Origin of the sequence: Biomaibacter acetigenes (assembly GCF_003691585.1) — a bacterium.
Taxonomy (GTDB): Bacteria; Bacillota; Thermosediminibacteria; order Thermosediminibacterales; family Tepidanaerobacteraceae; genus Biomaibacter; species Biomaibacter acetigenes.
In genome coordinates, this window is record NZ_CP033169.1 from 2260404 (window position 1) to 2283664 (window position 23261).

15 protein-coding genes, 2 tRNA genes, 1 pseudogene and 1 riboswitch are annotated in these 23261 nt (G+C 43.5%); of the genes and pseudogenes, 5 read left to right on the top strand and 13 right to left on the bottom strand.

Going from position 1 to position 23261, the window contains the following annotated elements; all coding sequences use genetic code 11:
• Positions 1-55 precede the first annotated feature (55 nt).
• The 3 genes and pseudogenes from nikB to D2962_RS11595 all read left to right on the top strand — a co-directional run bounded on the left by nikB (position 56) and on the right by D2962_RS11595 (position 2541).
• On the top strand, positions 56-988 hold the full coding sequence (nikB, locus tag D2962_RS11585) for a nickel ABC transporter permease (RefSeq protein ID WP_120766185.1): 933 nt from the start codon (positions 56-58) through the stop codon (positions 986-988).
• A gap of 41 nt (positions 989-1029) precedes the next feature.
• Positions 1030-1903: pseudogene (nikC, locus tag D2962_RS19685) on the top strand (nickel transporter permease).
• 263 nt (positions 1904-2166) lie between these two features.
• Positions 2167-2541, top strand: a complete 375-nt coding sequence (locus tag D2962_RS11595) for a helix-turn-helix domain-containing protein (RefSeq protein WP_222927520.1) — start codon at positions 2167-2169, stop codon at positions 2539-2541.
• Positions 2542-2708: 167 nt separating this feature from the next.
• On the opposite strand, the gene D2962_RS11600 is transcribed toward D2962_RS11595, so the two are convergent.
• A tRNA-Leu gene (locus tag D2962_RS11600) sits at positions 2709-2795 on the bottom strand.
• A 209-nt stretch (positions 2796-3004) separates the two neighbouring features.
• On the opposite strand from D2962_RS11600, the gene hcp reads away from it, so the two are divergent.
• Positions 3005-4651 (top strand): hydroxylamine reductase, encoded by a 1647-nt coding sequence (gene hcp / locus D2962_RS11605; RefSeq protein ID WP_120768554.1) that lies wholly within the window; start codon positions 3005-3007, stop codon positions 4649-4651.
• Positions 4652-4704: 53 nt separating this feature from the next.
• Here the strand turns inward: hcp and D2962_RS11610 are convergent, their stop codons facing one another.
• Both D2962_RS11610 and D2962_RS11615 read right to left on the bottom strand, forming a co-directional pair.
• Complete coding sequence (locus D2962_RS11610; RefSeq protein WP_120768552.1) at positions 4705-6456, bottom strand: sigma-54-dependent Fis family transcriptional regulator; 1752 nt, start codon at positions 6454-6456, stop codon at positions 4705-4707.
• A 127-nt stretch (positions 6457-6583) separates the two neighbouring features.
• The gene (locus D2962_RS11615) at positions 6584-7249 is read right to left on the bottom strand and encodes a glycosyltransferase family 2 protein (protein ID WP_122015056.1); all 666 of its coding nucleotides are present in this window, start codon (positions 7247-7249) and stop codon (positions 6584-6586) included.
• A 78-nt stretch (positions 7250-7327) separates the two neighbouring features.
• Here D2962_RS11615 and D2962_RS11620 point away from each other — a divergent pair, with 78 nt between their 5' ends.
• Positions 7328-8260 carry a L,D-transpeptidase family protein gene (locus D2962_RS11620; RefSeq protein ID WP_120768548.1) on the top strand — a complete coding sequence of 311 codons (933 nt, stop codon included), beginning with the start codon at positions 7328-7330 and terminating at the stop codon, positions 8258-8260.
• Positions 8261-8323: 63 nt separating this feature from the next.
• On the opposite strand, the gene D2962_RS11625 is transcribed toward D2962_RS11620, so the two are convergent.
• From D2962_RS11625 to D2962_RS11675, 10 genes are all read right to left on the bottom strand, one after another.
• Complete coding sequence (locus D2962_RS11625; RefSeq protein ID WP_120768546.1) at positions 8324-8986, bottom strand: HAD family hydrolase; 663 nt, start codon at positions 8984-8986, stop codon at positions 8324-8326.
• Between the two features lie 195 nt (positions 8987-9181).
• Positions 9182-9268 (bottom strand) — tRNA-Leu (locus D2962_RS11630).
• A gap of 72 nt (positions 9269-9340) precedes the next feature.
• On the bottom strand, positions 9341-10246 hold the full coding sequence (locus D2962_RS11635) for a glycyl-radical enzyme activating protein (RefSeq protein WP_122015057.1): 906 nt from the start codon (positions 10244-10246) through the stop codon (positions 9341-9343).
• Positions 10247-10356: 110 nt separating this feature from the next.
• Positions 10357-12795 (bottom strand): trans-4-hydroxy-L-proline dehydratase, encoded by a 2439-nt coding sequence (gene hypD / locus D2962_RS11640; RefSeq protein WP_122015058.1) that lies wholly within the window; start codon positions 12793-12795, stop codon positions 10357-10359.
• A gap of 304 nt (positions 12796-13099) precedes the next feature.
• Positions 13100-14572 carry a sodium-dependent transporter gene (locus D2962_RS11645; protein ID WP_122015059.1) on the bottom strand — a complete coding sequence of 491 codons (1473 nt, stop codon included), beginning with the start codon at positions 14570-14572 and terminating at the stop codon, positions 13100-13102.
• A gap of 276 nt (positions 14573-14848) precedes the next feature.
• On the bottom strand, positions 14849-16270 hold the full coding sequence (locus tag D2962_RS11650; RefSeq protein ID WP_122015060.1) for a sigma-54 interaction domain-containing protein: 1422 nt from the start codon (positions 16268-16270) through the stop codon (positions 14849-14851).
• Between the two features lie 36 nt (positions 16271-16306).
• Positions 16307-19237: an excinuclease ABC subunit UvrA gene (gene uvrA / locus D2962_RS11655; RefSeq protein ID WP_122015061.1), complete on the bottom strand. Its 2931-nt coding sequence runs from the start codon at positions 19235-19237 to the stop codon at positions 16307-16309.
• A 102-nt stretch (positions 19238-19339) separates the two neighbouring features.
• Positions 19340-21361, bottom strand: coding sequence for an excinuclease ABC subunit UvrB (gene uvrB / locus D2962_RS11660; RefSeq protein WP_122015062.1), 2022 nt, complete (start codon positions 21359-21361; stop codon positions 19340-19342).
• Between the two features lie 362 nt (positions 21362-21723).
• Complete coding sequence (locus tag D2962_RS11670; RefSeq protein ID WP_120765764.1) at positions 21724-21921, bottom strand: hypothetical protein; 198 nt, start codon at positions 21919-21921, stop codon at positions 21724-21726.
• A gap of 262 nt (positions 21922-22183) precedes the next feature.
• Positions 22184-22936 (bottom strand): fumarylacetoacetate hydrolase family protein, encoded by a 753-nt coding sequence (locus tag D2962_RS11675; RefSeq protein WP_120765763.1) that lies wholly within the window; start codon positions 22934-22936, stop codon positions 22184-22186.
• Between the two features lie 146 nt (positions 22937-23082).
• A riboswitch (SAM riboswitch) is annotated at positions 23083-23199 on the top strand.
• Positions 23200-23261: the final 62 nt, after the last annotated feature.

Consider the following 23261-nt stretch of genomic DNA (forward strand, 5'->3'; position numbering starts at 1 on the left):
TTGGGCGCTCCTGCGCCCAACCGTTTGTTTATGATACATCGGAGGGGGTGCGGTTTTGACTTCATATATTATACGCCGGCTTATATCTATGATTCCGGTGCTGATAGGAATTACTCTCATAACATTTATATTAATAAATGTGGTCCCCGGCGACCCTGTGGTCAATATGATGGGCAAAAGGGTTGATGCTCAAACCATAGCAAACATCAGACACCAGCTGGGTCTTGACCGGCCTCTTTATATTCAATACTTCGATTTTTTGTTTAAAGCTATAAAGGGTGACCTGGGTAGATCTTTTTACAACCACCAGGATGTGATGAAAACTATACTGCAGAGATTTCCCGCTACTGTAAAATTATCTCTTTCTTCTATGATAGTGGCTATAATAATAGGGCTTACGGTGGGAATAGTATCTTCCGTCAAGCAGTACACTTTTTTTGACCATTCCAGCATGATAGTGGCACTTATGGGAATTTCCGCCCCTGTTTTCTGGGTGGCTATAATCCTTCAACTGGTATTTGGATTGAAATTAAAGTGGTTTCCCATCTCAGGTTATTCTGGATTTGAATATATGGTTTTACCGGCTATCGCTCTCGGCACAAGGTTCGCCGCCACCATAGCCCGAATGACCCGTAGCAGCATGCTGGAAGTAATCCGCCAGGATTTCATCCGCACAGCCCGGGCTAAAGGTTTAAGCGAAAGGGTTGTAATTTACAAGCATGCCTTGAAAAATGCCATGATCCCGGTAATCACCATAATAGGCCTTCAGATTGGCGGACTTCTTACAGGCTCCATACTTACCGAAACTGTATTTGGGATTCCCGGCCTGGGAAGGCTCTCCATTGAAGCCATCAATAACAGGGATTTCCCTGTCATACAGGGTACTGTGCTCTTCACCGCCCTTGTATTTGTATTTACAAATTTAATAGTTGATATATCATATTCCTTCCTGGACCCGAGAATTAGATATGATGGGGGTGAAGGTTGATGGCTCAGGCTCAAACACCTCTTAATGAACCAAAAACCAGGATGAAAACAGCAAAAAAAAGCACTCAGGAAAGTAGAAGCCTTTATTATGATGCCTGGCTCAGATTGAAGCGGAATAAAGCAGCCATGGTAGGATTATTTTTTGTGATACTTCTGGTAGTGGTGGCCATATTTGCAGAGGTAATCGCCCCTCATGACCCTTATGCTCAGAACCTTGAATACCGCTTAAAGCCGCCTACCGCACAGCATCTTCTTGGAACCGATGATTACGGCAGGGATATCCTTAGCAGGATCATTTACGGTGCCAGAGTTTCGTTGATGGTAGGGGTTTATCTCGGAAGGCATCGCCCTCATCATCGGAGTGCTGCTGGGAGCCATAGCAGGCTATTATGGCGGAAAAGTAGACAACATAATTATGCGGCTTTGTGATATCATGTTTGCTTTTCCAGAGCTGCTGTTTTGCATAGGTATCATGTTCGCCCTGGGGCCCGGCATTTATAATGTGTTTATTGCCATCGGCTTTGTAGGATGGGCCGGATATGCCAGACTTGTGCGAGGTCAAATACTTTCCCTCAAGAAAATGGAGTTTGTGGAAGCAGCCCATGCTTCAGGGGCGAAAGATTTTCGAATCATATTCAAGCACATATTGCCAAATACCCTGGCGCCCATTATAGTTATGCTAACACTGAGCATCCCGGGTGCAATCATGTCCGAAGCCAGCCTCAGTTTCCTGGGTCTTGGAGCTCAACCTCCTATGGCCAGTTGGGGTTCTATGATTTTTGACGGCCGGTCGTATTTGAGGACTTTTCCGTGGTTCAGTATAACGCCGGGTATTGCAATTATGCTTACGGTGCTGGGATTCAACCTCTTCGGGGATGGTTTAAGGGATGCACTGGACCCAAGATTAAAAAGATAGGTGAAAAACCTATCTTTTTTTATTTTAAGCTCCCTGGCTTTCTTAAAAACCCTAAAAATATGAATTACCTCAAAATATGCATAAAATTATAATATTGCTAAGTTAACGTATATTTGCTATACTAAATGAAATATACTGCAAATGTGTTACCGGCGCTCGTCAAATTACGACAATTTTGGACTTTTTTATAATACATATTTTCTCTTTACTTTTTTTACAAAAAATTGCAACATATATAAAGAAGCAACGGGGAGTTGATGAGTTTGTCAACAGATGAAATCTTCAAAGACATAGGAAAAAAAATCAGACAAATTCGCCAGAAGCAGAACCTTACTCAGGAGGAACTGGGGGAAAAAGCTAACCTTCATTACAGCTATATCGGTCAAATGGAAAGGGGTGACAAAATACCGTCATTAAAAACATTAAACAAGATAGCAAAAGCATTGAATGTGGGCCTGGATTATATCCTGGAAGGGCCAATAAAATATAGCGCCGAATCCTCAGCCGAAGAAGCCATCAATGAATTTATGCATCTGTTGAGGACAAGGCCTGCCCGTCAGACGGAAATGCTTATTTCAATCTGCAGAAACATCATCGATGAACTGGATGCTTGTGAAAAAGAAGAAAAAGAAAAATAAACTTTTCACAAAAAAGTTATTTTTGCACACCCATATATGGACAAAAAGCCCCGAACATCTTTATTGGTAGAAGATTTGGGGCTTTGTTTTTATGTATGACAGCTATTCGGTAGCCTTTCGGCTTCTTTGCTTTAAAAGCTTGTAAATTAAGGCTTTAAACAAAAAAATGGTGCCGAAGGCGGGAGTCGAACCCGCACGGTATCGCTACCACTGGATTTTGAGTCCAGCGCGTCTGCCAGTTCCACCACTTCGGCACGTTTGCATTAATATCTTAGCATATCCTCTAAAATATTTCAAGCCTATTTTAGCATCATGTTTAACCTCTATTCTGATTTCTAACATCTCACCTTAAACTTCTGTTATAGCATGTGATTTTTATCACAGATTTTCCGGGAAAAATCAAGTATTATACCTTTGGATCTATTAATTCAAATAAAAATAATAATTAAAGGAGGCATTTTTAATGAGCATGTTTTGTTACCAGTGTCAGGAAGCATCAAAAGGTACCGGGTGCACTTTAAGGGGTGTGTGCGGAAAAAGAGATGATGTGGCTAAATTGCAGGATGTACTAATCTACGTTCTGAAAGGAATTTCCATTTATACCACAAAAGCAAGAGAAGCGGGTATCGTAAATGAAGAAGCCGACAGGTTTATAATGGAAGGGCTTTTCTCCACCATCACAAACGTAAACTTCGATAAAAATTATTTTGTGGAAAAAATAAAGCAGGGCTTAATACTGCGCGACCAGATTAAAGAACGTCTGTTAAAAGAGGGAGTGGAAATCGGAAATAACCTGCATGACTCTGCGGTATGGACCGCGGATTCAGTGGATGAATTTGAGAAAAAAGCCGAAAAAGTAGGGATACTGGCCACTGAAAATGAAGACATAAGGTCTTTGAGGGAACTCCTGACTTACGGAGTAAAGGGTATGGCGGCATATGCAGAACATGCCTATGTTCTGGGATATAAGGATGAAAACATATTTGCGTTTATGCAAAAGGCGCTGGCAGCCACCACCGATGATAATTTGACGGCGGATGACCTGGTCGCCCTGGTGATGGAATGCGGAAAATTTGGAGTAGACGTTATGGCTCTCCTGGATAAAGCCAATACTTCCACATACGGCAACCCGGAAATCACCAAGGTAAATATTGGAGTAAGGAACAATCCGGGCATACTGATCAGCGGACACGATTTAAAAGATATGGAAGAACTGTTGAAGCAAACGGAAGGGACAGGAGTGGATGTATATACTCACGGTGAAATGCTTCCCGCAAATTACTACCCTGCATTCAAAAAATACTCCCATTTCGTAGGAAACTACGGAAACGCCTGGTGGCAGCAGGATAGGGAGTTTGAATCCTTTAACGGTCCCATATTGATGACTACCAACTGTCTTGTTCCTCCTAAAGATACTTATAAAGATAGGGTCTATACCACAGGAGTGGTGGGCTTCGAAGGGGTAAAACATATCCCGGCAGGAAAAGACGGCAAACCCAAAGATTTTACGCCAATAATAGAACATGCCAAAAAGTGCAAGCCCCCGGTTGAAATAGAAAAAGGCGAAATAATCGGTGGATTTGCGCACAACCAGGTGTTAAGCCTGGCAGACAAAGTGGTGGAAGCGGTAAAGACGGGAGCTATAAAAAGGTTCTTCGTAATGGCAGGCTGTGATGGAAGAATGAAGAGCAGGGAATATTACACAGAGTTTGCAAAACAATTGCCAAGGGATACGGTGATACTTACCGCTGGGTGTGCCAAATATAGATATAACAAGCTTGACCTGGGAGATATAGGCGGAATACCCAGAGTATTGGACGCAGGCCAGTGCAATGATTCATATTCCCTGGCTGTAATAGCACTTAAATTAAAGGAAATATTTGGATTAAACGACATTAATGAATTGCCCATATCATATAATATTGCATGGTACGAACAGAAGGCGGTAATTGTATTACTGGCATTGCTTTATTTGGGAGTCAAGAATATTCATCTTGGACCTACATTGCCTGCATTCTTGTCTCCCAATGTGGCCAGGGTACTGGTTGATAAGTTCGGCATAGGTGGAATAACTAATGTTGAAGATGATATTAAAATGTTCATGGCATAAAATTTCAGTGGTGGGTTTCTCCTGCAAGCCCACCACTTTTCCTTTTATGTTTTTTATTTTTCAAGATTATATTCCTTCATCTTGTTATAAAGGGTGCTGCGGGATATTTTCAATGCTCTGGCCGCTTTTGTCTTGTTATAGGCATATTTTTTCAGAGTATCCAGGATAACCCGCTTTTCGGCAATATCGGCAGCCTTGTTCAGATCATTGATTTCAATGGTGGTGTCTGTCGTAAGATAATCCTGCCGTAAGTATCTGGGTAAAATATCCTCGGTAATCTCGCCATTATTGGAAAGTATAACCATCCGTTCTATGACATTTTTAAGTTCCCGCACGTTTCCCGGCCAGTCATAATCCATGAATGTTTTTAACACTCCCGGAGCAATGTGTTGGATTTTTTTATTGTAAAAATTACCGTATTCGTGAACAAAGTTGTTGACAAGCTCCACAATATCTTCACACCGTTCTCTAAGGGGCGGTATTTCTATGGTGATTACATTGATACGGCGGTAAAGCTCCTCATTGAAACTGCCTTCCCTGACCAGAGATTCCAGGTCTTTATTGGTGGCTGTAATCACCCTCACATTTACACGAATAGGTCTGCTGCCCCCTGCCTTGAAAAAGGTCTGGTCCTGCAGGAAATGCAACAATTTAACCTGTATTTCTGCCGGGAGTTCATCGATCTCGTCAAGAAAAATAGTACCTTTGTCTGCCAGTTCCAGCAGGCCGGTCTTGCCATATTTCCCCGAACCGGAAAAATCCCCTTCTTCACAGCCAAAAAGTTCATTTTCAAATAAATTGGACGGTATAGCGGCACAATTTACCTTAATCAGGGGAAAGCTTTTGCGGGTACTGTTTTCATGGACGGCATTTGCCAGCATTTCCTTGCCGGTACCGCTTTCACCCTTTATCAGAAGCGGAGCCTGGGAAGGCGCAATTTTTCTTGCCATTTCGATGGCCTTCATCATTTTCGGATTCTTGCTAACAAGCTCTCCGAAACAGCATTCCCTGTCTTTGAGGCTGCTCATCTGCTTTTCCATAAAGGATAGCTTATAGCTTACCTTATCCAGTTCGGCTATCAGGCTTATAACATTTGATATTTCTTCAATGTTCAGAATTACGCCACTTAACTGCCCTGCAATATTAAACCTGCATGTTTTTAATGTAAATTTACGGTTATCCTTGCTTTCAAAATATATGTCTTCCAGGGGATGTTCCCCCTTTTTTATCCTTTCCACCAGCGGTGCCGGTAAAAAATTTGATGGGGTCATCTTAATTATCCTGGATGGTCTGAACAACTCTTCAAAAGCTTTATTGTATGACAGTATTTCACACCGGTCATCCAGTATGCATATGGCTGTCTTGACATTATCCAGTATAAGTTCATGGAATTCCACCGCCTTTTCCAGCCGGTTTGAAAAAGCATCACAAATGCTTTTTGCCGTCAGCAGCCCGAGCAAATTACCATCTTTATCAAGGACCGGAGCCCGGCTGATGCCCAGTTTCCTCATCTCGCTTTTGGCCTCCAGCAGAAGCTTATCAGGCGGCATAAAGACCACATCCGGAGTCATGATGAATTTGACCGGGGTTTTACGGTCAATGCCCCTTGCAAGACTTTTGGCCAGATCGTTTGTTGTGATAATTCCTACAATCTTTTGATTGGGGCCGGTGACCAGCACTTCCTCCTGCTGCTTCAACAGCATCATTTCATTCAACTTTTCCACATTGGTGTCGTCCGGCACCATGAAGACCTCTTTTGCCAATGCATCCCTGACTCTGATATTTAAAAGATATTCGGCCTTCAACTTGATTCCCTCCGGATTCAAAAGTACTGTCGAAAATCTGATATATATGTAATAAATTCTACAAAATTTTTTTAAAACCTTCTTTTGTAAAAAAAATCCCTACTGGTTAGTAGGGATTAAAGCCATTTTATCCGACTGCTCTTTGAATCAATACCTGGAGTATATTAAAAAATTGTCTGATCCTGTGAGCAAATCCACCCATGTCCCGGCCGGTTTCCCGATGGGTCATATCAACATCTACTTCCATCACCGAAAATCCCTTTTTAAGGGCGTCTATGGTTAGGCCTACTTCCACGCCGAAGCCCGGTGATATATTCCCGATGCACTCCATTACTTCCCGTCTGAATGCCCTCTGTCCCGAAAGAGAACAGTTTATGTTTTTGCCCGTATAAATATAAACCCCCCACCTTGCAAGGGCTTTGGCAAACCCAAATCCACCCTTTTTTCTTGCCGGGGGAAATCTTGCAATGGTCATGTCAGCTTCGCCTGTCATGACCGGCCGGATAAGCTTCTTTATTTCCGCCGCTTTCTGGCCCACATCCGCATCAAGAAAAACGATAATATCTCCTTTCGCCATAGATAAACCCAACCTGAGCGCCTGACCCTTACCCATGTTTCTTTTATTTTTCAGGACAACGGCACCGGCCTTTTCTGCAAGATCTGCGGTATTATCTGACGAACCGTCATCTACTACTATGACCTCACCTACACAGTCAACCAGAAAAACACTTTTTAAGGTGGCCTGTATTCTTTTTTCTTCATTATAAGCCGGAATTACCACGCTTACCATCATGGAATATCTCCTCTCTTCGGAATTAAAAATTCAAAACTACAAAAAATATAATTGTATTATCGAGCAAAGGGTGATACCATGTCAAAAATCTTGTGGGCTTTCGCTTTTATAATGATAATTTTCATGCTTTTTTATTCAGGGTATGTGTATGCGACACCCCGCTGTTCCTGCGGTGAAGATAGAATCCTGAAATTGCAGACTCCTCTTATGACAGGCCAGGATGTCAGGGAAATTCAGTACCAGTTAAAAAAACTGGGGTTCTACAAAGGTACCGTTAACGGCATTTATGATAAAAAAACTTCCGAGGCCGTCAGAGATTTTCAAAAAATGGAAGGTTTGAGGCCCGATGGTATCTTTGGTATAAAAACTCTCCTGAAAATGGCCAAAATTTACGAAAAACCTGCTGCCAAAGTGCCTTCAGAAAAACCTCCAGGAGAAGTATCCATTGTTATTTATACACTGGATAGGAAACTGGTGGTCATGTCAGAAGGCAAGCCATTCAAATCCTTTCCCGTGGCAGTGGGCACCTTTGATACACCCACTCCCATAGGCCTTTTTACCATAACCCAGAAGGACAGCTGGGGAGAAGGATTCGGTTCGAGGTGGATGAGGCTGAACGTACCCTGGGGGGTGTACGGCATACACGGTACCAATAAACCATGGTCCATCGGTGGATTTGAATCCCACGGCTGCATCAGGATGCTAAACCCGCATGTGGAACAGGTCTATGAGTGGGTTAATATAGGTACAAAAGTATACATTATCGGCGGAGTGGATGGGCCTTTTACCTTTGGCTTAAAGCCTCTAACCGAGGGTTCAAGGGGTTCGGATGTTATGGAAGTTCAAAAGCGGCTTATTGGTTATGGATATTATAACGGAAAAATAGACGGAATTTATAGCTGGGATGTACGGGAAGCTGTGAGAGCCTTCCAAAAGGATAATGGTCTGGAACCCTCGGGCAACGTGGATGAAAAAACTTACAGGGCATTGGGTATCATATTATTTGAATAAAAAACGCCGCTTATCGCGGCTGTCATTACTACCTCTGTTCGATACTTTAATTAGGACTTTAAATCATTCCTGTCCTGACAGAATATTTAACAATTCATTTGGGTGTTTTATAAGCACTTTCGCTCCACTTTCAATAAGTTCATCCGCTTCCCGGAATCCCCATAAAACACCCACTGAATACATGCCTGCAGCATTGGCTGTCTTCATATCCGTATTTGTATCTCCAAGATACAGGAACCTCTCCGGAGGTACATTTAATTTATTTACTATTTCCAGAGCTGCTGTAGGGTCGGGTTTTTTTGGAACGCCTTCCCGCTGACCCAGTACCACATCAAAACTCCAGCTGGGGAGCAGTTTATCGATTATCAATCTGGTAAAATCGTGGGGCTTATTAGAAAGGACAGCCTTTTTTAGTCCCATCTCGCTGAGCCTGTCTAACAGTTCGGGAATACCTTCATAAGGCCTGGTGGTATCAGCCCATCTTCTGCCGTACTCTTCATTTAACTTTTTCAGGCACTGATTTATTATGGTTTCTTCCCTTTTATCGGGAGGAAGAGTCCTTAATACCAGGTTATACATGCCGTCGCCCACAAAATACCTGTATTTTTCCATGTCATGGATGGTAAAACCCATGCTCAGAAGTACGCTGTTCATGGAATCGGCAAGGTCCTGCAGAGTATCGAGCAAAGTTCCATCCAGGTCAAAGAGCACCGCTTCGTATTTCACAAAAACCATCCTTCCTGTTTTTGTAAAGTTAGATACGCTGTCTTTTTTATTATACTGATAATTGGACCATATTTCTACCCAAAAAGAAAAAGAACCGCTAAAAAGCAGTTCTAGTTCTAGATAAAATATATCAAAAAACTACATTTTGCACTATCTTAGATTTAAATCCTTGATATACAAGGCTTTCAATAAAAATGGTGCCGAAGAGGGGATTCGAACCCCTACAGGCCGTAGCCCACTAGACCCTGAATCTAGCGCGTCTGCCAATTCCACCACTTCGGCACTTTGCTCAATGCATTATATATATTAACATATCATTAAAAATAATTCAAGAGTATCCGTTTAAGTTTTTTATCAAATCTTCACATATAGTCCAATTTCCTCAAATCTTTCTTTAATATACTTTAATTTTTCCTGCGATGGAGCCTGGTGGACAGGCATTTTATATTCTATGCCGAGCCTGTTGTATTTTTCGCTTATATCATGGAAAGGAAGTAAGTCGATTTCGTTTATGCCTTTCAATGAGGAAACAAACTTCACAAGACCGTCAACATTTTTTTCCGTATCGGTTATCCCGGGAATTACAGGAAAGCGCAAAATGACATCATGACCTCTGCCTGTGTCCACCAGCATCCGCAAATTATCTTTAATCAGGCTGTTTGAAACTCCGGTGTATTTCCTGTGTTCTTCATCATCAGCCAGCTTCAAGTCAAAGAGGAACACGTCGACATAATCCAGGACCGTGGAAAATACGTCAGGGGAAGCATAGCCCGATGTATCCAGCACGGTATGAATATCTCTCTTCTTACATTCTCTCAACGCTTCCCTTAAGAATTTATGCTGAAATAGCGGCTCTCCTCCGGAAAAGGTCACGCCTCCCCCTGAATTATCGTATAGCAAAACATCTTTTTCAATTTCCTTCATTAGTTCTTCAATCGTAATTATTGCACCGGCATGTCTTAAAGCTTCAGTAGGGCAGGCGTCGGAACAGATACCGCAATTATTACATCTCAGGCGGTCGATATGGTGAACGTTATTTTCAAATGAAATTGCACCAATTGGGCAAACATGAGCACAGGTTTTACACTGCATGCATTTATATTCAAAAAACATAAGCGCTTTCGCTTGAGAAATGCCCTCAGGATTGTGACACCACCAGCATCTCAGTGGACACCCTTTAAGAAATATCGTTGTCCTGATTCCGGGACCATCGTGGACAGCATATCTTTTTATGTCGAAAATAAATCCATTATTGACCATTTAGTTGCCCCCATCCTATTCAGCCGTTTCATGCTTTTATATAGTCCATGAAACTTACATTACTGCCGGAGACGGCCAGGCATCTCCGGCAGGGTCAGGTTATATTTTAATCAAACTTCTTTATGCTCGGTCCTTGCAATTATTTCGTCCTGCAAACCTTTTGGTAAATTCACAAAGTAGTCGCTGTACCCGGCAACTCTGACCATCAGGTCCTGGAAGTCTTTCGGGCGCTTTTGCGCCTCCCGGAGCAGCTCCACGCTTACCACATTGAACTGGACATGGTGCCCTCCCATATTGAAGAAGGTTTTTATGAGCCGGGCAAGCTTCCTCAGGTTTTCCTCGCCTTCGAGCAGATCCGGGGTTAGTTTCTGGTTGAGGAGCGCTCCGCCGGTTTTGTCCCAGTCACACTTTGAAACGGACCTGAAAACCGCTGCTATTCCTTTTTTGTCGCTGCCCTGAACCGGTGAAACACCTTCAGAGACCGGAAAACCGGCTTTTCTTCCATCAGGGGTCGCTCCAGTAACTTTGCCGAAATAGACATGGGCTGTAGTAGGCAGGAAGTAAACCCTTTTTGAGGCTTTTCTGACAGGGGACGGCGGATATTTTTCAATTATCTCGACCAACTTATCAACTATCTTCTTTGCAATCTCATCGGTGTAATCATCATCTTCTCCATATCTAGGCGTTTTGTTTAAAATGATTTGCCTCATCATCTCGTATTTTTCTTCAAAGTTTTGCTTGAGAGCCTCAAGAAGTTCGTCCATCGATACAGTCTTTTTATCAAACACATGGCACTTGATTGTAGTTAAACTGTACGTAACAGTGCCTAACCCTACCATTTGAATATACTGAGTGTTATATCTTGTCCCTCCGGCGTTATAATCTTTGGCTTTTTCAACGCAATCATCTGTCCACAGCGAAAGGAAAGGTACCGGCATGTATTTTGCAAAAAGCGCTTCTATTATGTCGTTGCCTTTCATTTTTATATCCAGAAAATGTTTAACCTGCTTTATAAAAGCATCCCACAGTTCGTCGAAGGTCTTAAAGCCCTTGGGATCTCCCGTCTCTATGCCAAGCTTTTTCCCGCTTTGCGGGTCAATGCCGTTGTTTAAGGTAATTTCGAGGATTTTGGGAAGGTTGAAATATCCCGTAAGAATATAGGCTTCTTTTCCAAAGGCACCGGTTTCCACACAGCCGCTGACCCCTGCAGTGCGGGCATCTTCCAGCTTTTTGCCCTGCCTCAGCATTTTGACAATGGCTCCATCAAAATTGAAGAACGGCGGCTCTCCAAATCCAGGCCCCACTACTTTTAATGCCTTTACAAGAAAGCGTTCCGGATTTTTATCGCTCACCAGCACAGCGGTATTGGGCTGCAATGTCCTTATTTCATCCAGGACTTCCAGAAGTAAATAGGAAACTTCATTGACACCGTCCGAACCGTCTTCTTTTAATCCACCAATGTTGATTTTTGTAAAGTCGTTATATGTGAAACTCTCTTCTGCCGTCACCCCGACTTTCGGCACTGCCGGCTGGTTGTTAATCTTGATCCAGAAGGCCTCCAGGAGCTCTTTGGCCTTTTCTCTAGTGAGTTTCCCCTCAGCCACATCTTTTTCGTAAAACGGATACAGATGCTGGTCCAGGCGGCCCGGGTTGTAAGAGTCCCACGGATTCGTTTCATAGACCACACCCACGTGGACAAACCAGTAGTGCTGAAGCGCTTCCCAGAATGTCTTCGGAGCGTGTGCAGGAACCCGGCGGCATATTTTTGCCATTTCATTTAATTCTTTTCTTCTCTCGAAGTCTTCTTCTTCCTCAGCCATTTTCTCGAGTTTTTCCGCATAGCGTTCGGCGTAAATCAGCATAGCATCTGCCGCAATATCCATGGCTTTGAGTTCTTCCATTTTATCGTAGTATTCTGGGTCACTGGGTTTTAGTTCCTGCATTTTCTTTTTAATTTCTTCTTTTATGTCTAAAAGCCCATTTTTGAATATTCTTTCGCCGCCGGCAGTATGGCCGGGAGCCCTTTGCTCCATAAATTCCGTCCATATCCCCGCCTTATAAGCCTCCAGCCATTCGGTGGAAAGGTTATCAAAAATAATGTCTCTCAATGTATTTCCTTTCCATGCCGGAATCACTTCCTTCTCGTATAATTCCCGAGTTTTATCGTCCACCCTGTAAGGCATGTTCTCCCTGGAATTCAATATTTCCAGGTCCTTCATGCTGTGAGTACACATTTCCGGATACGTGGGAACTTCCTGCGGGCCGGTCCCTCTCAACCCCACAATCAGCTGACCGTCTTCAACCGGCAGACTTACGTGTTCCATTAAGTACTTGAAAGCCATCGCGCGCTGAACAGGAAATGATTTGCCCGCGGCAATTCCGCTTCTGTAAAATTCGGTAATTATTCTAGCTCTTTCGTCGGATATTCTGACTTCAGCCCGGACACTTTCCTCTCTGAGTTTTGCAATCCTTTCATTCATCGGTCTGACGGCAGCCCTTTTCTTTTGCATTTCTTTTTCAACGGCCACACACCCTAAAGAATCACTCATGGTTTCCGCCTCCCTGATATAATTATTATAAAAGTATTTATTTTCTCATTTTATAATTATATCATATTTTTGCCTATATATTAACATTCTATTTTTATAAAACAACTGCGACAGAAAACTTAATTCCTTTTACGGAGTTATCTGCCGCATAAAGTTTAAAGAAATCAAATTATATATAGTAATATTATCTCTTTTTTTGTTCGCCCCTTGCGGCTATGCTTGCGTAATATATGAAGCCACCCAGAAAAATGGAAATCATAATAACCATCCAAATGACTGTCTCAACCATTTATTTACCTCCCAATTATTTCATTTCACCATTATATGATTTCAATTTTATCCACTTAGCCAATTTATCATTCATAAGATAAAACGCAAGCCCAGCGATAGCAAACTGAACCACTATTGTTCCAACGCTATCTTCAAGGAAGGGATTCCACCAATCACTCGGATGCCATGTTATTGACTGCCAGATCCACCAGCCGAAAAGCACTGCAAATAGCACCGGGAACAGTGTGATGCGAATATTATAAGACTTTCCCACAACAATATCGCTGTCAGGATTAATCAATTCTGTTCTCACTCTATCAACTCCAAATTTGTAAACTGCGAAGGCGAACATGACGCCACTTACAAGAAGCGCTACGCCCCATACCCAATCCTGGTTGTTTAAGAATTTTATGCTGACCGCCGACGGTACGCCGAATATAAATACTGCAATGGAAACGAGGATAGTTGCTTTTTTGCGATCGTAACCAGCGTCAATATAGTTGCGAACTATAACCTCAGTTTGGGGCAATAGCGATGATAGAGCCGCAAATGAGAGCGCCAGGAAGAACAATGAGGCAATCAGTGCGCCTCCAGTGGTATTTGAAAAGAATTTGGTCAGATATATAAAAGTTAGCCCATAATTACCCGATTTTAGTGTTTCTACTGCCGCGGCTTCACTGGGAGAAAAAGCAAACACCAAAGGCAAAACTGCAAGCGCTCCAGTCATCGCTCCGAGCATATCTCCGAATATAACCATATGTGAATTTGCAGCTACGTCTTCATTTTCTTTTGTATAGACAGCGTATGTCAGCATTTCACCCCAGCCGGCTCCTGTCGACCATGATGCTTGTGCAAAAGCATTAAGCCATAAGGCCGGTGTTGCCAGGGAAGCCCATTTGGGCACAAATAAATATTTTAGCCCCAAAACAGCCCCGGGTTTTGAAAGGGCCCATATACCCGTTATAATCAGTGATATGAAAAGGGTGGGTATCATGATTTTATTGGTTTTCTCCAATCCACCTTGAACACCTTTATAGATGATTATTCCGGCTATTACAACGGCAATGAAGTCCCATAAAATTCCCTGGACCGGATTATTTATGGTACTGTCCCACAGGGCTTGACTGTCTAATCCAGGTTTAAAAGTACCAATGACGGCCATAAAGAAATATTTTAAAGCCCAGGAAAATACTACTGCATAATAAAAGGTAATGGCAGCGCATACAAAGGCAGCCCATGCGCCAAACCATGCAAATTTTTTACCAACGAAATCTCTAAAGGAACCAACCGTTCCCATCCTCATCCTTTTGCCGATGGCAATTTCGGTCATCATGAGCGGTAAAGCCCACATGAGATTTGCCACAAGATAAGCGATCAAAAACGAACCTCCGTCATGAAGTCCTGCCATTCTGGGGAATCTCCATATATTCCCCGTTCCTACAGCCATACCTAATGATGCCAATATAAATCCTAGACGACTTCCCCATTGTTCCCTCTCTTCGTTCATCTTTTATCTCCTTTCTTATAAAACAATAGAAAATTAATTAACTTATCACCCCTCATTTTTTATTAATTTAAACTTAGCAAAAGACAAACACCTCCCACTTTCATATTTAGTCTAAAACACATGACGTATAAAACTATCGCAAATATTGTGCCAAGATATTTAAAGTACCGTAAAATTTGAAAATCTCACCCTTAGTTAAAATGGAAATAAAAAAGGTGTCCCATTTTACAGACACCATGAGCTTATTTTTGAGACATTCTCTTAAATTTAATACATCTACTCTGTTATAAATTTTTTTGTAATACCATATTTTTTTATTTTATTATGAAGGGTCTGTCTTGGAATTTTAAGAAGTCTCGCTGCCTCGGCATAATTCCCATTAGCTTTGCTTATAGCCTTTTGAATCAGGTTCTTTTCAAAATTACATATGGCTTCTTCCAGTGGGGGTACATATGAGTTTTTATCTGGATGTTGAAATTCTATTCCTTCAGAAGTTACAAAACAATTTTTCATGGTAACCTCTTTTACCGTAATCATATCCCCATCCATAAAATTTATAATGCTTTCAATCGTGGACTTTAATTCCCTCACATTTCCAGGCCAGGAATAGTTCATAAACATATCCATTACTTCCTGAGAAATGCCTCTTACATTTTTACATAATTGCCTGTTATAAAGTTTTATGAAATGCTCCGTCAGTACAGGTATATCTTCTTTTCTCTCCCTCAGCGGAGGAATTTCCAAAGATATTACATTTAATCTGTAGTATAAATCTTCTCTCAGAAGTTTTTTTTCAACCGCTTTTAAAGGGTGTTCATTAGTCGAAGCAATTACTCTCACATCAACAACAATAGTTTTTGCCCCTCCCAGTCGCCTTATTACCTTATCTTGAAGAACCCTCAACAATTTTGCCTGAAGCTCGATGTCCATTGAATTTATTTCGTCTAAAAATAATGTTCCCCCATCTGCTAACTCAAAAAGACCAGGTCGGTCTTTTGCACCAGTGAAGCTACCTGCTGTAGTTCCAAAGAGTATTCCTTCCAGAAGGGTTTTAGGTAAGGCCGCACAGTTTTGGGCTATAAATGGTTTATTCTTCCTTGTAAAACTTGCGTTATGAATGGCCTGAACCAGTAGTTCTTTCCCGGTTCCGGTTTCTCCGTAAACCAGAACAGGAGAACTGCTTTCCGCTATCTTTTTTGCTTTATCTTTGAGCTCTTTTATGACGGCACTTTTACCGATAATATCTTCAAAAGTATACTGTGCCCGATTTTCGATGTAAACCTTTTGACTTGAAGCTTTCTTATATAATTCTTTTTGTAACGAAACAATCTTTTCGGACAGTTCGCCGACTGTGGAAAAATCCCTGTACAATTCAAAAGCTCCAATAATTTTTCCGTTCTTTATCAATGGCATGGTAGACGTCAGCGTCGTAACCTGCTCTCCACGAAAATTGAAATATGTCTGAACATAATCAATCAGCGGCTTTCCAGTCCTTAATACATAATAAAATGTACTTGTATCCGGCGTTAAACCCGGAAAAATATCCAAAATATTTTTCCCCACGGCACCTTCGGCATCTATCCCCGCCATATGTGTCACAGGTTCATTATAAAATATTACATTTGCATTTGTATCTACGACTAGAATGCCCTGTTTTAAGTGGGTAAGCATGGATTCAAAAAGAAATTTGTAGTCCATAGTCCTTCCCCCTTTATCGGGAAAACGATTTATTTTTTATTCCGCCGCTATCTGTTTCTTTTTCCGGGAGGTTTTTGAGGTTTTTGGAGTCTTTATAGCTTTGGATTCTCCGGTTTTGCATTCTTTAGTTTTTGATCCTTTAGTCTTTACCTCCAGTACTTTTTTTAGAAACTGCCCCGTGTAAGAATCATGGTTTTCCGCCACCTCCTCCGGGGTACCGGTGGCTACCACCTCTCCGCCTCTGTCCCCTCCCTCGGGACCTAAATCTATGATGTAGTCGGCTGTCTTTATGACGTCCAGGTTGTGTTCTATGACTATCACGGTGCTGCCGCCCTCCACCAGCCGGTGCAGCACATCCAGGAGGTTCTGTATATCCGCAGGATGCAAGCCGGTGGTGGGTTCATCAAGAATGTATACGGTGCCTCCATTGCTTTTCCTGGAAAGTTCGGTGGCCAGCTTCACCCTCTGGGCTTCCCCTCCTGATAATGTGGTAGAGGATTGCCCCAGCTTGATGTAGCCCAACCCTACATCCTTCAAGGTCTCCAGCTTGCGCTTGATTTTAGGGATGTTCTGGAAAAAATCCAGAGCTTCCTCCACGGTCATGTCAAGCACTTCAGAGATATTTTTACCCTTGTATTTGACCTCCAGAGTTTCTCTGTTGTAACGCTTTCCCTTGCACACCTCGCAGGGTACATATATATCCGCCAGGAAATGCATCTCAATTTTGATGATGCCGTCTCCTTTGCAGGCCTCACACCTGCCGCCCTTTACATTGAAGCTGAATCGCCCGGGCTTGTACCCCCTCATGCGGGCCTCCGGGGTCATGGCGAATACTTCTCGGATGTCATTAAACACATTGGTATAAGTGGCCGGATTGGACCTCGGAGTCCTTCCTATGGGAGACTGGTCTATATCTATCACCTTTTCTATATGTTCCACGCCCAGAATTTTATCAAAGTCGCCGGCATTTGCCCGGGAGTTATAAAGCTTTTGTTTGAGGACTTTGTACAGTATTTCGTTGATTAATGTGCTTTTCCCCGAGCCTGATACACCGGTGACGCACACGAAAAGCCCCAGCGGAAATCTTACATCGATATTCTTAAGATTATGCTCCCGGCAGCCCTTTAGTTCCAACCATTTTTCACCGGGCTTTCTCCTGATGGCGGGCACCGGAATACTTCTTTTGCCGCTGAGGTACTGTCCGGTTATGGAACCGTCACACTTTTCTATGTCTTCTACGGGTCCCGCCGCCACCACCTGGCCGCCGTGTTCTCCTGCCCCGGGGCCAATATCTATGATGTAATCCGCTGCCCTCATGGTATCTTCATCATGTTCCACCACCAGCACCGTATTTCCAAGGTCCCTGAGTTCCTTAAGGGTCTTTAGCAGCCTTTCGTTGTCCCGCTGGTGAAGCCCTATGCTTGGCTCGTCAAGGATGTATAGCACCCCCACCAGCCGGGAACCGATCTGGGTTGCCAGCCTTATCCTCTGGGATTCGCCACCGGAAAGGGTCCCAGAAGCTCGATCGAGGGTCAGATAATCAAGACCTACATCCACCAGAAATTGAAGGCGGTTTTTAATCTCCTTTAAGACCTGATGGGCAATCATTTCTTCCCTCCGGGTGAGGGGAAGGTTTTCAAAAAAATTCATGGCTTCCCGAATGGAAAAGGCCGTAACCTCTGCTATGGACTTTCCGCCTACCGTCACCGCCAGACTCTCGGGCTTTAGCCTTGTACCCTTGCAGGCGGGGCAGGGCTTTGTGCTCATGTAGTCCTCGATCTCCTCCCGAGACCATTCCGAACCGGTTTCTTGATAGCGCCTCTTCAGATTATTCACAACACCTTCAAAATATCCCCTGAAATGCCTGGTGTTGTCTCCAAAGCGGCTTTCATAATAAAACTCTATGGGTTCCCTGGAACCGTAAAGAATTACATCCACCACTTCCGGAGGCATATCTTTTATGGGAGTATCCACATCGTACCCGTAATGATTCAATACAGCCTTCAGCATCTGATAATAATATCCATCGGGCGAACTGTTCCACGGTTCAACGGCGCCCTCTGAAATGGATTTTGAACGGTCAGGGATGACCAGATCGGGGTCTATCTCCATATTGATACCCAGGCCGCTGCATACCGGGCATGCGCCATAGGGGCTATTAAAAGAAAACATGCGGGGGGTGAGTTCTTCGAGGCTTACACCGCAGTCAGCACAGGCAAAATTCTGAGAAAACAGCATCTCCTGACCATCGATGACATCTATTATCACCAGGCCTTCTGCCTGGGATAGGGCAGTCTCTATGGAATCCGCCAGCCTTGATTCTATTCCCGGTTTTAATACAATCCGGTCCACTATGATTTCTATATTGTGCTTCTTATATTTATCGAGTTTGATTTCCTCGCCGACATCCTTTATCTCGCCATCAACCCGTACCCTTACAAAACCGCTCTTTTTTATCTGGTCAAAAAGTTTCTGGTATTCTCCCTTTCTTCCCCGCACCACCGGGGCCATCACCTGAATCCTGGTACCCTCGGGCAATTCCATGACAGCATCCACCATCTGGTCTATGGTCTGCTGGGTAATTTCCCTACCGCATCTAGGGCAGTGGGGTTTTCCAATCCTGGCAAAGAGCAGCCTGAGGTAATCATAAATCTCCGTCACCGTCCCAACAGTGGACCTGGGATTCTTGCTGGTGGTCTTCTGGTCTATGGAAATGGCGGGAGAAAGACCCTCGATATAATCTACATCGGGTTTGTCCACCTGACCCAGAAACTGTCGGGCATAGGCCGAAAGAGATTCCACATACCGCCTCTGGCCTTCGGCGTATATGGTATCAAAGGCCAGCGTGGATTTTCCGGAACCTGATAGGCCTGTAATAACCACCAGCTTATCCCTGGGAATCTCCACATCGATATTCTTCAAATTGTGCTCCCGGGCACCCTTTACAATGATTTTATCTGTAGGCACTAATCATCACTCCAAAAACAGTTTTCTTCTTTTCTACGTGTACCTTATTGTAATCGAAGGATTTGCCTTTTCGGCAAATCCAGCTTAATCCGACCTCTGGCCTCAGACCTCCGCTTTTAGTCCGACTTCCGCTTTCCGCACTACGCTGAAGGCTTCTGCCTGCAGCTCAAAAATAAGGTCCCTTAGCCTTGCGGCCTTTTCGAACTCCAGATTTTTTGCGGCTTCCTTCATATCCTTTTCAAGTTTTTCAATAAAATTCTTCAGTTCCTTTTTGCTCATCCTGGTTACATCTTTATCCGGCAGGTATTCGGCACCGTCCTCCGCCACTTTTGTTGCCTCGATGACATCCCTCACCGCTTTCTTGACGGTCTGGGGGACTATACCATGCTTCTTGTTGTAATCCATCTGAATTTTGCGGCGCCGGTTGGTCTCATTTATAGCCCTGGCCATGGATTCGGTGACGGTATCGGCGTACATGATGACCTTTCCCTCCACATTGCGGGCAGCCCGGCCTATGGTCTGTATAAGGGAAGTCTCTGACCTGAGAAAACCTTCCTTATCCGCATCCAGTATGGCTACCAGGGACACCTCCGGCAGGTCAAGGCCTTCTCTCAAAAGGTTTATGCCCACCAGACAGTCAAACTTTCCCAATCTCAGGTCCCTGAGTATCTGCAGCCGTTCCAGAGTATGGATTTCCGAGTGAAGGTATCTCACCCTGATGCCGGACTCTTTGAGGTAATCGGTGAGATCTTCGGCCATCTTCTTTGTGAGGGTGGTCACCAGCACCCTCTGGTCTTTTTGAGCCCTTTTCTTTATCTCGGCAATGAGGTCATCGATCTGACCCTTTACCGGTCTTATCTCCACTTCGGGGTCCACCAGCCCCGTAGGCCTGATGATCTGCTCCACCACCCTGGAACTCTTTTCCAGCTCATAAGGACCCGGAGTGGCCGAGAGGAAGACTACCTGATTTATGCGCTGTTCGAATTCCTCAAAGATGAGGGGCCTGTTATCAAAGGCCGAAGGCAGCCTGAATCCGTGCTCCACCAGGGCTTCCTTCCGGGACCTATCCCCAGCCCACATGGCGTGAAGCTGCGGCAGGGTAACGTGGGATTCATCAATTATTATGAGATAATCCTTTGGAAAATAATCCAGAAGGGTGAAGGGCGCTTCTCCCGGCTTCCTTCCGGTAAGATGCCTGGAGTAGTTTTCTATGCCCTTGCAGTAACCCATCTCCCGGAGCATTTCTATGTCATAATTAGTCCTCTGTTCCAGGCGGGCTGCCTCCAGTACTTTACCCTTTTCCCTGAGCTCTGCCAGCCTCTGTTTCAATTCTTCCTGGATGGACTTTATGGCAGACTCAATCTTGTCTTTAGGTGTCGCATAATGGGATGCGGGGAAAATGGAGACATGGTTTCTCTGCCCTATTATTTCACCGGTTAAGGTATCCACTTCTGTGATCCTATCGATGGTATCCCCGAAAAATTCCACCCGGATGGCCCTTTCCGTAAAGGATGCCGGGTATATTTCCAGCACATCACCGCGCATCCGGAAGGTCCCACGCTGGAAATCGTATTCGTTGCGGCTGTACTGGATATCTATCAGTTTGCGGACTACTTCGTCCCTCTCTCTCTCCATACCCGGCCTGAGAGAAATAACCTGATTTTCGTAATCTTCGGGAGAACCCAAACTGTATATGCATGAAACGCTGGCAACTATAATCACATCCCTGCGTTCGAAAAGGGCAGCAGTGGCCGAGTGTCTTAATTTATCAATCTCGTCGTTTATGGAAGAGTCTTTTTCGATATAGGTGTCTGTCTGGGGTATATATGCCTCGGGTTGATAGTAGTCATAATAGCTCACAAAGTACTCTACCGCATTGTTGGGCAGGAACTCTTTGAGTTCGCTGCAGAGCTGTCCCGCCAGGGTCTTGTTGTGGGCTATCACAAGAGTGGGTTTCTGGACCTCCTGTATGAGGTGGGCTATGGTAAAAGTCTTGCCGGTGCCGGTAGCCCCTAAAAGGGTCTGGAACTTATATCCCTTTCTGACTCCTTCGGCCAGCTCTTTTATGGCTCTGGGCTGGTCGCCCCGCGGAACATATTCGGAAATTACCTGAAAGTTCCCCATAAAAACACCTTCTTTTCGTTTCAGTATCATCATTTTTAATATTCTTCGGCGCTATATTCTATCACTAAACCATATCGTTAGATTATTATATCATATAATAATTTCCATGAAAAGAGAAAACACGAAAATATGTTCGGTGCAGAACCAAAGCTTAAAAGCTTAATTAAAAAGGAAGCAAGGGAACCGTCCCGGTGCTTCCTAAAAAGTGGAGTTTATATATATAAACCTTTCGGTTGTTTTCGGCTGCCTTCGGCAGCCTCTTATGTTAAAGGGAGGGAAAACTTTATTCATGCTTATAATAGGCTGAAAGACAGTCCTGATATTTTTGTGGCAAAATGTAAAAACCGGGGTCATCCCGGTTTTTAGTTCATGTAAATGATCTTGTTCCTGCGGCGGGTGAAAAAACCACTGGATTTCCTGCCATAAGTATCCTTGTCGCCGGATTGAGTATCTATGCTCATTATTTTCAGCATGATCTCCCGCTTTTCATCTCCAGTTGCAGTGGTATAGGCTTTCAGCAGCATATCTCTTTCGCGGTCTAAGTACTCGTTTCTTGTCATCGATTTCCCTCCTTTTTCTGCGTATTTTTTATATATGAGTATAGGAAAATTAGTACAATAATTATAAAGACTGTTAGTTCTTTCACAAACATTATAGCATACTGTAAACTTCCGTTCAAGTATATAAAGTTAAAAAAATCGTATAATTTTCGAAAAATTATCTTTTAATCTCTATTTTTCTTTATTTATCGATGTATTTCATCTAAATGTTATTTTCTCCAGATTCCTGTTTTTTATACAAAAAAACCCGAAATTTTCGGGCTCATAAAACATAATTTTTCAACTTACCTATACCTTCTATGACAACCTCCACGGTATCCCCCTTTTGCATGGGGCCGATACCTGCGGGGGTGCCGGTCATCACCACATCGCCGGGCATAAGGGTCATCACCCGGGACATGAAGCTTATGAGTTCATAAACAGGAGTTATCATCATCGCAGTTGAAGAACTCTGTTTCAGTTCACCGTTTAGATATGTCTGTATTTTAAGGTTGTCAGGATTTAGCTCTGTTTCGATCCATGGTCCCAGTGGACAGAAAGTGTCGAAGGATTTGCCCCTGGTCCACTGTATATCCTTTTTCTGCAGGTCCCGGGCCGTAACATCATTGCCGCAGGTATATCCCAGGATATACCGGGGAATATCCTCAGGCGGCACATTTTTGCATGCTTCTTTTATAACCACAGCCAGTTCACCCTCATAATCCACCCTTTGGGACATGTCAGGATATATGATTCCATCGCCGGGGTTTATAACGGCAGTGGGTGGTTTTAAAAATAATGTAGGTTCTTCAGGAATTCCTTCCCCCATCTCCAGGGCGTGTTCTCTGTAGTTTTTCCCCACGCACACTATTTTGGAAGGAGCTGCGGGGGCGAGTAGTGTTACTTCCGAAATATTGTAACGGTTTTTGCCTGTTTTTAATTTGCCGAAGACATCTCCTTTTATTTCTGAAATAGAATCCATGTCCAGAACTCCGTATTTTACCTCATCATTATACTTGAATCTCACAATTCTCAATCTAAGGCCCTCCTATTTTATTTAATCCAGCTTTTTACATTTTACTATATTATTTGACATTAATCAATGGATTATTTTTTTGTACGCTATTGACAAATCTATTAAACCATGCTAACATGTTAATCAACAAAAACGAATATAAAAAACTCTTATCGAGAGCAGGCTGAGGGACTGGCCCTATGACGCCCGGCAACCGGCAGCGAAAAGTTTCTCACTGCATCGGTGCTAATTCCTGCAGAACGATATGTTCTGACAGATGAGAGGGTTTACGATGCCTCTTCTTGTCGTCAGAAGGGGTTTTTTATTTTCATTTTAAACGGAGGTT